This is a genomic window from Chitinophaga sp. 22620 (genome assembly GCF_052044405.1).
In the GTDB taxonomy this organism is placed as follows: domain Bacteria; phylum Bacteroidota; class Bacteroidia; order Chitinophagales; family Chitinophagaceae; genus Chitinophaga.
Window position 1 is genome coordinate 504,270 of the sequence record NZ_JBQEMV010000003.1, and the last position, 12,722, is coordinate 516,991.

Here is a 12,722-nt window from a genome sequence, read left to right on the forward strand (position 1 = left end):
ACTTATGCGACTTACGATAACCATATTCTTTATAGGCCTTTCCATGCCCGTAATAGCCCAGCAGAGCCCAGAAATTCCACTCAACGGCACTCCGCGCTTTACCGACTCACTGCAGGTACAGGCAGGCGTTACAGGCACCGTGGCGTCCAAAGACTACCAGCCGCTCTGGCTCACCGCCAAACGCTTTGGTACTATCAGCGACCGCAAATCCGATCTTTCCTCGCACATCATGCTGCGTAACAGCCATGCGCTGAACGCCAGCGGCGACCTCTATCTTAAATACGGTTTCAACCTTTATAACAACAACCATTTCTCCGAAACATTCTTCGAAGAAGGGTATATAAAGGCGGGGTTCCGCAACCTGGAGCTGCGCGCGGGCCGGTACGAGGAAGTGAGCGGCGAGGCAGACCCTGAGCTTAGCTCCGGCTCCTGGGGCATCAGCGGCAACGCTTTGCCTGTCCCGAAAGTGAGCATTGCATTAAAAGATTATGTGAACATTCCTTTCACCAACGGCTGGGTGCAGCTGAAAGGCCAGTTCAGCCACGGCTGGATGGGCGACCAGCAGTATATCAAAGGCGCGTTCCTGCATGAAAAGATGCTGTACCTGCGCGTCGGCAAGGAGCGCCTGAAAGTGTACGGCGGCATCCAGCATTTCGCGGTGTGGGGCGGCAACCGCTTCGATCTTCCACCGATCAAAAATACGTTCTCTAATTACTGGGACATCCTGATCGGCAAGGTGGCTGACGATGGCACGGTGATCAACACCCAGATAGCGCCCAACCGCCCCGGCGACCACCGCGGCGTGCTGGAAGGCGGCATCCAGTGGGAGAACGATAACCTGAAGCTGCTGCTGTACAACCAAAGCATGTTCGAAACCGGGCAGAACATTGATATCAAGAATACGGACCGCCTGCTGGGCCTCAGCTATGTGAACAAAAAAGAGGACCCCATCCTGGAGAAGGCCACCGTCGAGTTCATCAACACCAAAAAGATGAACGACTGGCTGCCGCTGCGGGTGCGCGAAAGTTATTACAACAACGGCGTATATCTCACCGGCTGGGAATACCGCGGCAACATCATCGGCACGCCGCTGTTCATCAACCGTACGCGCGGCAGCAAATACTTTGAGGACGTGGAGCCGATCGACTGGAACCAGCCAAGGGATTCGGTGATCAAAAGAGGCTGGAACGTCATCAACAACCGCGTGACCGGGCTGCACCTGGGCGCGAAATATAATATTGCGCAGATACTGAAAGCGCGCACGCTGCTCACTTTCACGCGCAACTTCGGCAATTACCATGAAGAGCCCATCACGTCTACCATGACGCAATGGTACACGCTGCAGGAGATCATCTGGCCTACGCCGGTAAAGGGAATAACAGTGAATGCCGGGCTTGCCTTCGATTGGGGGGACTTCGGCGGCAACACCGGCGGTATGCTGGGCATACAATGGAACCTGGGGTTATAGGATCAGCCTGGTGATCGTAGCGTGCAGGTTCCGGAATAAAAAAGGTTTGGTTACATAACCCGCCGCGCCCTTTTTCATGGCGAGGTTGATTTCATCAATGGCCGTTTTGGCCGTGAGCATCAATACGGGAATGTTCCGCAGCTGGCTGTCTTTCTTAAAGATCTCCAGCAATTCGTAACCGTTGATTACCGGCATAAAGATGTCACTGATCACAAGGTCCGGATGGTGTTGCCTGGCATGGGCTACACCTTCTTCGCCGTTGCTGGCGGTGAGCACATTAAATTCATGCAGTTCCAGCAAGGTTTTCAGCGTGTCGGTTAAAGCGGGTTTGTCTTCAATCAATAAAATGGTCCTGTTCATGCATACCTGAATGTAAGTGAGAATTTCGTGCCTTTGCCCTTTTCGCTGGTAACCTTGATCTCTCCGCCGTTCATCTCGGTAAAGGTTTTCACGATAGCCAGTCCAAGACCCGTGCCATCTATACCGTCAACATTGCTGCCGCGGTAAAAAGAATTGAACAGGTGCGGAATGTCTTTCTGCGGGATACCGATACCATGGTCGGAAATAGAGATCACCAGCTTGTGGGCGTGATAATGCAGTTTGATCTGCGGATTTTCATGAGTGGAATACTTAAAGGCATTACTGATCAGGTTGGTCAGTATTTTCGAAAATTGTTCCTTGTCCACCGGTATCTTGCGCGGCTCTCCCACCACCTTCACTTCCAGCTTCCGTTCATCTTTCCTTTCGGAAAAATACTGGTAGTTCAGGTAATCGATCACCTTTACCGCATTCACCGGCGTTTTATTTACTTCATAATTGTTGGAAACGATCTTGCTGAGCGTGAGTATCTCGTCCAGCATGGTGTTCAGGTTAAATACCTCGTTGGAGATCTTGAGGATGTTTTGCTGGTAGAACGGGTTCATCATGCTGTCCAGCTTGATGCGGGTCTCCAGCAGGTCTACCGCCGCGGCTATGGCCGTTAGCGGCGTCCTGAACTCGTGCGAGGTCATGGACATGAAATTCGTTTTCATCTCCTGTAAAGCCTTTTCCTGCTCCAGATTGCGGAGCTGTATGCGGAGCTGCTGTTCACTGTCGGAGGTTCTGCCGATGGCCAGTATATATTCTTTTTGTGCAATACTGATACGATTGGCGGAGAAGCCGATATGGGTCTCTTCGTTGCTACCGTTGTCGGAAACAAGCATAAATTCATCTTTGAACGGAACGTTCAGTGTTTTGCCTGTCACGGAGAGCCCCAGTTTATCTATCGCCGCCTTGTTGGCCTTTTCGACTATTCCCTCGGTCGGTTCGATAATCAATACGGGCTCTTTGATCCCGTTCAGCAAATGGGTTACTTTTATATAATGCTGTGGCTTCATTGTCTTCTATATAGGTTTTCATGGACGTCCGGAAGCCGTCTCCCGGATGGTCAGATATGGTAACTGCACACAGGTGTATGGATAAGCAAGATAACAATTGAATCCGGCACTTCAGCACGATCGCCCCACTTTTATTGCAATTGTGGAAAATTCCGGTTATATAAATCTACAACTAATATGAAATTTATTTATTACTTACTTAAGTAAGTAATGCGTTATTAGATGCTTGTTAATAATTTAATGCTGTTTTTGAATTGCTTGCAAGAAATTTGGAATTATATTTGATATAGAGACCCTTTATAGACCATATCGCATAATGTTACCCGTAATATGATATCGATCGGAATTATTGAAGACAACCATTTCCAGCTTAACAACTACAAGGAGTTCCTGGAGGACTTCCAGGAGTGCAAAGTCGTTTTTGCATGCCGTTCCATGGAGGAGTTTAAAGCCTTACCGTACAAAGATCCGGATGTTAAAGCCATATTACTGGATATCTCCCTCCCGGGCGAATCAGGGATTTCAGGCATGGAAGAACTGAAGCGCATTTACCCGGAAGCCAAGATCATCGTGCTTTCCGGGCATGATGGCAAACAATATGTCATAGAATCCATCATGAAAGGCGCGGCGGGATATATAATAAAAACCAGCCGGCTGATGGAGATATATCATTCCATCCTCGACGCCATTAACCAGGGCGGCACCCTCTCTCCCAAAGCAGCGCACCTGCTGATCGATCACGTAAGCAAAGACCCCTTGGAATACGTGAAAGACAAACTCACGAAACGGGAATACGAATTGCTTCACCTGCTCAAAGAAGGTTACACCTACAAGGAAATGGCTGAAAAGCTCTTTGTGACTGTGTTTACCGTGAACCAGCACCTGAAAAAGATCTACCAGAAACTCAACGTTGCATCCAAGAGCGAGCTCATTTCGAAGATCTGGAGCAACAGCCTGTATTGAATGACTACTTTAATGAGTAGCACGTTTCATCCATGTTGCGTTATTAATACTATAGTGAGTAGTTCTGAAAAAGCGCATCTGTGGTAGTTTTGTAATGTGATCATATCACATTTTAACGAAACCCGATCAGATGACAGAAAGACCGAAACCATACTTTAGAAAAACCTTAGCAATCATCGCGCTGGCAGGCTGTTTATTTACCTCCTGCGTGAACACCAAACAAGCCGCCTACTTCAATAACCTGAACGATACCACGCTCGCCGCCGTGAAGGTTGATTTTGAACCCGTCGTTCAAAAGAACGACATCCTCCAGATCAACGTGAGCGCCGCGAACCCGCAGGAAGCCATGATGTACAACCTGCCCAATACGTACTCTCCCGGTTCAAACACTGCCGCCGGGAACATCACCATGGCGCCGGCAGCAGGCAATCCTGTTGCGGGATACCTCGTGAACCAGCAGGGCACGATCGATTTCCCCGTGCTGGGCACTATCAAGGCAGACGGTCTTACCAAAACCGCGCTGACGGACACGATCCGCCGGCGGCTGATAGACCGCAAGCTGCTGGTAGATCCTGTAGTAAGCATCCGCTTCCTCAACTACCGCGTAACCGTGCTCGGTGAAGTGGCCCGCCCTACTGTTGTGAATGTTTCCAGCGAAAAGATCTCCATTCTTGAAGCGCTGGGCATGGCAGGCGACATCACCATATTCGGCAAAAAAGAGAATGTATTGCTGATCCGCGAGCAGGACGGCGTAAGAACCACGCGCAGGCTGAACCTGAACGATGCCAGCATGCTGGGCTCCCCCTATTTTTACCTGAAACCTAATGACATTGTATATGTGGAACCTTCCAAAGCCAAAGTAGCCACCACCAGCAAAGCAAACACAGTGATCCCCATCGTGCTCAGCGCGCTGAGCCTCGTAGTGATCCTGGTGGACAGGCTGATAGTGAACAATTAACGCGAGAGACATGAACAACAACGTGCACATCACACGGCCTAACGGCCAGCAACCCGGCATGCAGAAACGCATGCAGCCACAGGAACAGGTAGACCTGCTGGCGCTGATCAGGTACCGTTATCTGTCGCACTGGCCCCTCTTTGTGCTGGCGGTGATCGCCGCCGTCGTGGCCGCATTCGCTTACCTGCGTTACGCTACGCCTGTTTACAAAGTTTCCGCCACTTTGCTTGTGAAAGAAGAATCCAAACAACTGGGCGGCGAGCAGGACCTGATGAGCAGCCTCGATCTTTTTGGTTCAGACAAGAACATTGAGAACGAGATGCAGATACTGGCCTCCCGCACGCTGGCCGGCCAGGTAGCCCGCAACCTGCAGCTGTACGGTGAAATGTATGAAGAAGGGCAGCTGAACGATGTGCTCAGCTATCAATATGCGCCGCTCGAATTCGTGTTCCTGGAACCGGGAAAAATAAAAGACGGCATCCCTGAAAAAGTAGACGTATCCTACGATTCAGCCCGCCGCACCGTGATGCTGGACCATGTGGCCTACCCTGTTTTCGATACGGTAAACACCCGCTGGGGCTGGATGGTAATAAAACCAAGGCCCGGCACGCATATGCCGAAACACAAGTGTTACCTGCAGATCAGCAGCGAAAAGAAAACGGCCCAGAACTTACTGAACAACCTCCAGGTAACGCCGGTCTCCAAAATGGCCACCGTTATCAAACTCGACTATAACGACGTAAGCCCCATGCGCGGTGAAGCCATCGTGAACGAACTGGTGCGCGTGTACAACCATGCCGCCATTGAAGACAAGAACCGCGTAGCCGCCAGCACCATGAGCTTCGTGGAGGAACGCCTCCGCATCGTGACCAGGGAGCTGAACCAGGTGGAACGGCAGGTGGAGCAGTTCAAATCCTCCGCCGGCATTGTGGACATCGGCGAGCAAAGCAAGCTGTTCCTTGCCAGCGTGCAGGAGAACGACAGCAAGCTGAACGAAGTGAACATGCAGCTCTCCGTACTGGAATCCATCGAAAAATATGTGACCGGCAGAAATGCAGGCGAGAACGTGGTGCCCGCCACCCTGGGCCTTACAGACCCCGTGCTGCTGGAACTGATCGGCAGGCTGAACGAAGCCGAGATGGAACGCGAGAAGCTCAGTAAGACCACCGCGGAGAACAGTCCTGTGCTCACCGCGCTGGACCGCCAGATCGCCAAGCTGAAGCCTGGCATCCTGGAAAACATCCAGAGCCTGCGTTCCAACCTGGAAGCCGGTAAAGAAAAGCTCGAAAGCGCCAACGGCCGCTTTATGGGCATGCTGCACAGCGTACCCGGTAAAGAAAGGGCCCTGCTGGAGGTAAGCCGCCAGCAGATCATCAAGAATAACATTTACACCTTCCTGCTGCAGAAGCGGGAAGAAACCGCCCTGGCTTATGCCGCGGCCATATCAGACAGCCGCATCGTGGATGCCGCGCAATCCGCCGGCCTCCCCTTCAGCCCGAAAAGAATGACCGTACTGGCCCTGGCCATCGGCATCGGCGTGGCCTTCGTGGCAGGCATCATCACCATCAGGGATATGATGAACCGCGAGGTCGAACAGCGCGCAGACATCGAAAAAGCGACCGATGCGCCGATCGTGGCCGAGATCATGCACGACGACAACAAGGAATCCGTGGTAATAGCCGATGGCAAGCGGAGCCTGGTGGCAGAGCAGTTCCGCTCGCTCAGGACCTCCCTTTCCTACCTGGGCGTGAACGGCGACAACAAAACGCTGCTCGTTACCTCTTCCATTTCCGGCGAAGGCAAGAGCTTCATTTCCATCAACCTGGCTATCAGCCTTTCGCTGATCCGCAAAAAAGTGGTGCTGCTGGAATTTGATCTTCGCAAGCCCATGATCAGCAAAATGCTGGGCATTCCCAGGGAGCCGGGCATTACGAACTTCCTGGTAGGCAAAACGCCGCTGCCGGAAATGCTGAAACCCGTGCCGGGCAACGACCACCTGTTCATCCTCCCCGCGGGCGTGATTCCGCCCAACCCGACGGAGCTGATACTGAACGGCCGTTTGCAGGAAATGCTGAACACGCTGAAAACCATGTTCGATTATGTGATCATCGATACCGCCCCCGTGGGCATTGTAACAGACGCTAAGCTGCTGGCGCCTTTCACGGATGCGACGCTGTACGTGGTAAGGCAGCAGGTAACGCCGAGGATCCACCTGAAGATGATAGACGAGCTGTACCGCAGCCGCGAGGCCGGGAAGCTGAACATCGTGTTCAACGGCGTGAAGCCGCGCGGCGTGACCACCCAGAGCTACGGCTATGGTTACGTGGAAGAGCTGAACAAGCAGCAGAAGAAGAAGAAGTTCATCAGGAGCATATTTAAGGTGTAACATATGATCTGTGACCGGGGAATGATTCGCTCATTTCCCGGTTCTTTCAAATCAAAAAACAACCACACATGCGCCACGAACAAAACATATGTACGGGGCATTTACCAGGAAAGCCGGAAGGCATTCCTGTCCGGAACAAAGAAACTAAGCACAATTGTGCCTGAACATATTAGATGAGAAAAGAAATTATTGAAAAACCGAATACTGGCAGTCCATGTGACTGAGGTGGCGAAGCCATGCCGATACACCCGCCTTTAACGTTCCCCGTTATGAAAACCCGATTGATCATTGATCCGTTAACCAGTAAAAATTAACCGTATGCAACACGAAACAAACTCCTGGTATGCCGTGTATACCAAGCCGAGATGGGAAAAGAAAGTAGCCTCCGCACTTGAAAGAAGGCAGATCGAAAGCTATTGCCCTTTGAACCAGGTGGCCCGCCAATGGAGCGACCGGCGTAAAGTAGTGGAAGAGCCGCTTTTTTCCTCTTATGTTTTTGTGCGCGTGCCAGACAGCAAAAAGCAGCTGGTGCGTGAAACGGAAGGTATCATCAATTTCGTGTACTGGCTGGGTAAGCCGGCCATGATCCCTGACCATGAGATTGAGCTCATCCAGCGTTTCCTTCGCGACTACAAAGACGTTTCCCTTGAGAAATTCCCGCTGCGGCACAACGACATGGTGGAAGTGACCGCCGGCCCGCTGATGCACTACCGCGGGCGCATTGTGGAACTGGGCAAGAACCGCGTGAAAGCGGTGCTGAGCAGCCTGGGCTACAATATGGTGGCCAATGTTGCGGCAGACGAAGTAATGATGGTACCCGCAATCTGACATTAACCCGAACCAATTTAAAACAGCATGCATCATATCCTGTTATGCGGCGGCGCCGGTACGCGCCTGTGGCCCCTTTCCAACCGCCGTACGCCCAAGCAGCTGCTGCCGCTCTTCGACGGCCGGAGCCTGCTGCAAATCACCTGGCTCCGCAACGCATTTGCCTGCACGGAAGTTACGGCCATCGTCAATGAAGAACAGGCCGCCGACATCGTAACACAACTAACCGCGGCCGGGGCGAAAGGCCCTGCCATGCTCGCGGAACCTGTTGGCCGTAACACCGCCGCAGCCATTGCCCTCGCGGCTTTTGTGGCAGACCCCAATGAAATACTGCTGATCACGCCCGCAGACCATCTCATCGGCACACCGGAGCGTTACGAAGAAACCATCAGGGCAGCGCACAAGCTGGCTTCACAGGATCACCTCGTGACCATCGGCCTGCAGCCCGCCTACCCCGAAACCGGTTACGGCTACATCCAGTACAAAGGCAACGACGTGGTGCGTTTTGTTGAAAAGCCTGACGCCGCCAACGCCGAAAAAATGCTGCAAAGCGGCGATTACCTCTGGAACAGCGGCATCTTCTGCGCACGGGCAGCCGTGATGCTCGAAGAGCTGGAACAGTACGCCCCTGAGATCTACGCCACCGCCGCCGTGGCCGCAAAGGAATGGCTGGATACCGGCAAACTTTCCCTCGAAAACATGCAAGCCATCCCGGCAGACAGTATCGACTATGCCGTGATGGAAAAAAGCAGCCGCGTAAAAGTGGTGCCGAGCGACATGGACTGGAGCGACGTAGGCAGCTACGAAGCCCTCACCCAGGCGCTCGCGCAGCATTACAAGTATAGCAACGACCAGGCCGTGTTCATCAACAGCAATCCCGAAACCAGCATGGTGATCGGGAAAGAAAAGCTGGTGGCCCTGGTAGGGGTTGAGAACATGGTGGTAGTGGATACCCCCGGCGCTATACTCGTCATGCAGAAAGGGAAAGGCCAGGATGTAAAGCAGCTGCACCAGTGGATCAAAGAAAACCGTCCCGAACTATTGTAAAAGCAAAAAACTAACAGATGAAACCGAGCATCTTCATGCGAGATTCCATCTGGCCTTTAAAAAGATAAATATTGACAGATGAAACTAACAGATAAGATCTATATCGCCGGGCACCGTGGAATGGTGGGCGGCGCCATCAAAAAGAAGCTCATATCCCTTGGGTACCAGAACCTCCTGCTGCGCACCTCAGGCGAGCTGGACCTGCGCAACCAACAGGCTGTGAACGAATTTTTCAGCACCGAAAAGCCGGATTATGTGTTCCTGGCCGCCGCGAAAGTAGGCGGCATTCATGCGAACAATACGTACCGCGCGGAATTCCTGTACGACAACCTGATGATCGCGGCCAATATCATACATGCCGCGTACGAGAACAAGGTGAACAAGCTGATGTTCCTCGGCAGCTCCTGCATCTACCCCCGCATGGCCCCCCAGCCCATCACCGAAGACAGCCTGCTGACCGGCCCCCTGGAAGCCACCAACGAGCCTTACGCCATTGCCAAAATAACCGGCATCAAACTCTGTGAAGCCTACCGACAGCAATACGGCTGCAACTTCATCAGCGTAATGCCCACCAACTTATACGGCATCGGCGACAATTACCATCCCGAGAATTCGCATGTACTGCCCGCCCTCATCCGCCGCTTCCACGAAGCGCGCACCGCCGGTAAACCTTCCGTGACCGTTTGGGGAACGGGAACGCCTAAACGCGAGTTCCTGTTTGCCGACGATCTGGCGGACGCCTGCGTGTACCTCATGCATCACTACGACGGCGCCGAAACCATCAACGTAGGCACCGGCGAAGACCTCAGCATCCGCGAGCTGGCGGAAACCGTAAAGGCCGTAACGAATTACGAAGGCGAGATCATTTTCGACAGCAGCAAGCCGGACGGCACGCCCCGCAAGCTGCTGGATGTAAGCCGCCTGCACAGCCTTGGCTGGAAACACAGCGTGGACCTGGAAACCGGCATCCACCTTGCATACAGCGATTTCGTCAAAAAACAATTTTCCCTCATCAACGCGATATAATTAACTAAAACAGCATCATATGAAAGTAGCTTTAATAACCGGCGTGAACGGACAGGACGGGGCTTACCTCGCGGAACTCCTCCTTGAGAAAGGATACATGGTACATGGCATCAAACGCCGCGCATCCCTTATCAATACAGAAAGGATCGACCATCTTTACCAGGACCCTCACAGCCAGGACGTGCGCTTCCGCCTTCATTACGGCGATATGACAGACAGCACCAACCTTATCCGCATCATCCAGGAAACCCAGCCCGACGAAATTTACAATCTCGCCGCCATGAGCCATGTGCGCGTGAGCTTCGATACGCCGGAATACACCGCCAATGCGGACGGCATCGGCACGCTGCGCGTCCTGGAAGCATTGCGCATCCTGAAAATGGAACACAAATGCCGCGTGTACCAGGCCAGCACTTCAGAGCTGTACGGCCTTGTACAGGAAGTGCCGCAGAAAGAGACCACGCCTTTCTACCCCCGCAGCCCTTACGCTGTGGCAAAATTATACGCCTACTGGATCACCGTGAACTACCGTGAAGCCTACGGCATGTACGCCTGCAACGGCATCCTCTTTAACCACGAGAGCCCGCTGCGCGGCGAAACCTTCGTTACCCGCAAGATCACCCGCGCCGCCGCAGCCATCGTGCTGGGCCTGCAGGACAAATTATACCTCGGCAACCTTGACGCACGCCGCGACTGGGGCCATGCAAAAGATTACGTGGAAGCCATGTGGCGCATCCTGCAGCAGGATCAGCCGGAAGACTACGTGATCGCCACCGGCATCACCACCCCCGTACGCGACTTCGTACGCATGGCGTTCGACGAGCTGGGCATCGAGCTGGAATTCACCGGCGAAGGCGTGAACGAGATCGCCGTGGTGACCGCCTGCCGCAATAAAGATTACATCCTGCCTATCGGCAAAGAAGTGGTAGCGGTGGATCCCAAATATTTCCGCCCCACCGAAGTGGACCTGCTTATTGGCGACCCCACGAAGTCCAAAACCAAACTGGGCTGGGAACCGAAATACGATCTGCAGGACCTCGTGCGCGAAATGGTGGCCTCCGACGTGGAGCTGTTCCGCAAAAAAGATATTGCACAATTTGAACATCTGATGGGTTAATAATGCAGGCAGCAAACAAAGTAGTTTTAAATACGGGGTTCCTATACGGCAAGATGCTGGTCACCATGCTGATCGCATTGTATGCCACGCGCCTTGTATTGAACGGCCTTGGAGCCGTGGATTACGGGATATTCAACCTGGTGGCGGGCATTGTGGCCATGCTGAGCTTTCTGAACAGCTCCATGACGCTCAGCACCCAGCGGTATATGTCGTTTTTCCTCGGCTCCGGCAACCTGCTTCAACTCAAAAAAGCATTTAACTCCGGCATCTGGCTGCACCTCTTCATAAGCGTAATCGTGGTCGGATTGCTGGAGTTATCAGGTATCTATTTATTCAACCACGTGTTGAACATCCCCCCGGAAAGGCTGGGCGCCGCGCGCGTCATTTTCCATTTTATGACCGCCAGTGCCTTTTTCACCATCGTGTCCGTGCCTTACGACGCCATGATCAACACCCATGAGAATATGCTGCTGCTGGCGCTGATGGGCATCGTGGAATCTGTAATAAAGCTCGCGCTCGCGGTGAGCCTGGCTTACCTGGGCGGGGACAAGCTCGTGTTCTATTCCGCGGGCCTGGCCCTGCTGCTGGTGGCGCTGCTGCTTTTCAAATGGAGCTACTGCGCCGCGCGTTATCCCGAAAGCCGCATCAGCGCGAAGTATTTCGACCGCGGCCTGCTCAGGGAAATGTTCTCCTACTCCGGCTGGGCCATGGTAGGCGCTTCAGGCGTGATCGCCAAAACGCAGGGTATTGCCATGGTGCTGAACGTTTTTTTCGGAACGGTGATCAATGCCGCATTTGCCATTGCCAACCAGGTGAATGCGCAGCTGAGCTACTTTGCCGTGACCATGCTGCAGGCGCTGAACCCGCAGCTCGTGAAAAGCGAAGGCAGCGGCAACCGCGAACGTATGGTGATGCTGAGCCTTATGGCCTGCAAATTCGCGTTCTTCCTGCTGAGCTTCTTCGCCATACCGGCCATTATCGAAATGCCTTATATCCTTCATATCTGGTTAAAAAATTACCCGGACCATACCGTGGCCTTCTGCCGCCTGATCATTGCGGGATCGCTCGTGTACCAGCTTTCCGGCGGCCTGCAGATGGCCGTGCAGGCAGTGGGGAGGATCAAGACCTTCCAGCTCGTGCTGTTCTCCCTCCTGCTGCTGAACATTCCCGGCGCATATTTCCTTTTGCAGGCGGGCTTCCCTCCTGCCGCCGTGCTCGCGCTCAGCCTGCTGATCGAATGCGTGATCGCGGCCTACCGCATGCTGGCGGCCAAACGCCTTACCGGCATACCGGTGCGCAGCTTTATGGTGAACGTGGTATGGCATTCGCTGCTGCCCGTTTCCATCGCGGCCTGCATTGCCCTCATTCCCACTTACACCATGGAAGCGGGTTTTGTACGGCTGCTGGCCACCGGCTGCCTGGCGGTCGTATCGCTGGCAGTATTGATCAGGTTCTTCGGCCTTTCACCATACGAATTGCAGAAACTGACAGAAATGGCCGGCAAGGCCCTGGCGAAGATCACCCGTAAAAGCCCGGTATTAAACGCAAACTGA

At 53.4% G+C, this 12,722-nt stretch carries 11 protein-coding genes; 9 read left to right on the forward strand and 2 right to left on the reverse strand.

Going from position 1 to position 12,722, the window contains the following annotated elements; translation table 11 throughout:
- Positions 1-4 precede the first annotated feature (4 nt).
- Entirely contained in the window at positions 5-1,468 is a 1,464-nt protein-coding gene (locus tag ACTJIK_RS17490) for a capsule assembly Wzi family protein (RefSeq protein ID WP_440648421.1), read from the forward strand.
- On the opposite strand, the gene ACTJIK_RS17495 is transcribed toward ACTJIK_RS17490, so the two are convergent.
- Positions 1,463-1,828, reverse strand: coding sequence for a response regulator (locus ACTJIK_RS17495; RefSeq protein ID WP_440648422.1), 366 nt, complete (start codon positions 1,826-1,828; stop codon positions 1,463-1,465). The two genes, ACTJIK_RS17490 and ACTJIK_RS17495, sit on opposite strands and share 6 nt — an antisense overlap.
- Complete coding sequence (locus tag ACTJIK_RS17500; protein WP_440648423.1) at positions 1,825-2,844, reverse strand: sensor histidine kinase; 1,020 nt, start codon at positions 2,842-2,844, stop codon at positions 1,825-1,827. Before ACTJIK_RS17500 ends, ACTJIK_RS17495 begins: the two co-directional genes overlap by 4 nt.
- Before the next feature lie 330 nt (positions 2,845-3,174).
- Between ACTJIK_RS17500 and ACTJIK_RS17505 the strand changes: the two genes are divergently transcribed.
- From ACTJIK_RS17505 to ACTJIK_RS17540, 8 genes are all read left to right on the forward strand, one after another.
- Positions 3,175-3,807: a response regulator gene (locus ACTJIK_RS17505; protein WP_440648425.1), complete on the forward strand. Its 633-nt coding sequence runs from the start codon at positions 3,175-3,177 to the stop codon at positions 3,805-3,807.
- A 130-nt stretch (positions 3,808-3,937) separates the two neighbouring features.
- Positions 3,938-4,765, forward strand: a complete 828-nt coding sequence (locus ACTJIK_RS17510) for a polysaccharide biosynthesis/export family protein (RefSeq protein WP_440648427.1) — start codon at positions 3,938-3,940, stop codon at positions 4,763-4,765.
- A 10-nt stretch (positions 4,766-4,775) separates the two neighbouring features.
- Complete coding sequence (locus tag ACTJIK_RS17515) at positions 4,776-7,151, forward strand: GumC family protein (RefSeq protein WP_440648429.1); 2,376 nt, start codon at positions 4,776-4,778, stop codon at positions 7,149-7,151.
- A gap of 318 nt (positions 7,152-7,469) precedes the next feature.
- Positions 7,470-7,979, forward strand: coding sequence for a UpxY family transcription antiterminator (locus tag ACTJIK_RS17520; protein WP_440648431.1), 510 nt, complete (start codon positions 7,470-7,472; stop codon positions 7,977-7,979).
- Positions 7,980-8,006: 27 nt separating this feature from the next.
- Positions 8,007-9,026, forward strand: a complete 1,020-nt coding sequence (locus ACTJIK_RS17525) for a mannose-1-phosphate guanylyltransferase (protein ID WP_440648433.1) — start codon at positions 8,007-8,009, stop codon at positions 9,024-9,026.
- 78 nt (positions 9,027-9,104) lie between these two features.
- A complete protein-coding gene (gene fcl / locus ACTJIK_RS17530) occupies positions 9,105-10,052 on the forward strand; it encodes a GDP-L-fucose synthase (RefSeq protein WP_440648435.1) in 948 nt (315 codons plus the stop codon).
- Between the two features lie 19 nt (positions 10,053-10,071).
- Positions 10,072-11,169 carry a GDP-mannose 4,6-dehydratase gene (gmd, locus tag ACTJIK_RS17535; RefSeq protein ID WP_440648437.1) on the forward strand — a complete coding sequence of 366 codons (1,098 nt, stop codon included), beginning with the start codon at positions 10,072-10,074 and terminating at the stop codon, positions 11,167-11,169.
- Positions 11,170-11,171: 2 nt separating this feature from the next.
- Complete coding sequence (locus tag ACTJIK_RS17540) at positions 11,172-12,722, forward strand: lipopolysaccharide biosynthesis protein (RefSeq protein WP_440648439.1); 1,551 nt, start codon at positions 11,172-11,174, stop codon at positions 12,720-12,722.

Bases quoted from the DNA above. Each gene is read 5' to 3' on its own strand.
- ACTJIK_RS17515 (WP_440648429.1), top strand. From the start codon at position 4,776: ATGAACAACAACGTGCACATCACACGGCCTAACGGCCAGCAACCCGGC.
- ACTJIK_RS17495 (WP_440648422.1), bottom strand. From the start codon at position 1,828: ATGAACAGGACCATTTTATTGATTGAAGACAAACCCGCTTTAACCGAC.
- ACTJIK_RS17525 (WP_440648433.1), top strand. From the start codon at position 8,007: ATGCATCATATCCTGTTATGCGGCGGCGCCGGTACGCGCCTGTGGCCC.
- ACTJIK_RS17510 (WP_440648427.1), top strand. From the start codon at position 3,938: ATGACAGAAAGACCGAAACCATACTTTAGAAAAACCTTAGCAATCATC.
- gmd (WP_440648437.1), top strand. From the start codon at position 10,072: ATGAAAGTAGCTTTAATAACCGGCGTGAACGGACAGGACGGGGCTTAC.
- ACTJIK_RS17490 (WP_440648421.1), top strand. From the start codon at position 5: ATGCGACTTACGATAACCATATTCTTTATAGGCCTTTCCATGCCCGTA.
- ACTJIK_RS17520 (WP_440648431.1), top strand. From the start codon at position 7,470: ATGCAACACGAAACAAACTCCTGGTATGCCGTGTATACCAAGCCGAGA.
- ACTJIK_RS17500 (WP_440648423.1), bottom strand. From the start codon at position 2,844: ATGAAGCCACAGCATTATATAAAAGTAACCCATTTGCTGAACGGGATC.
- ACTJIK_RS17540 (WP_440648439.1), top strand. From the start codon at position 11,172: ATGCAGGCAGCAAACAAAGTAGTTTTAAATACGGGGTTCCTATACGGC.
- ACTJIK_RS17505 (WP_440648425.1), top strand. From the start codon at position 3,175: ATGATATCGATCGGAATTATTGAAGACAACCATTTCCAGCTTAACAAC.
- fcl (WP_440648435.1), top strand. From the start codon at position 9,105: ATGAAACTAACAGATAAGATCTATATCGCCGGGCACCGTGGAATGGTG.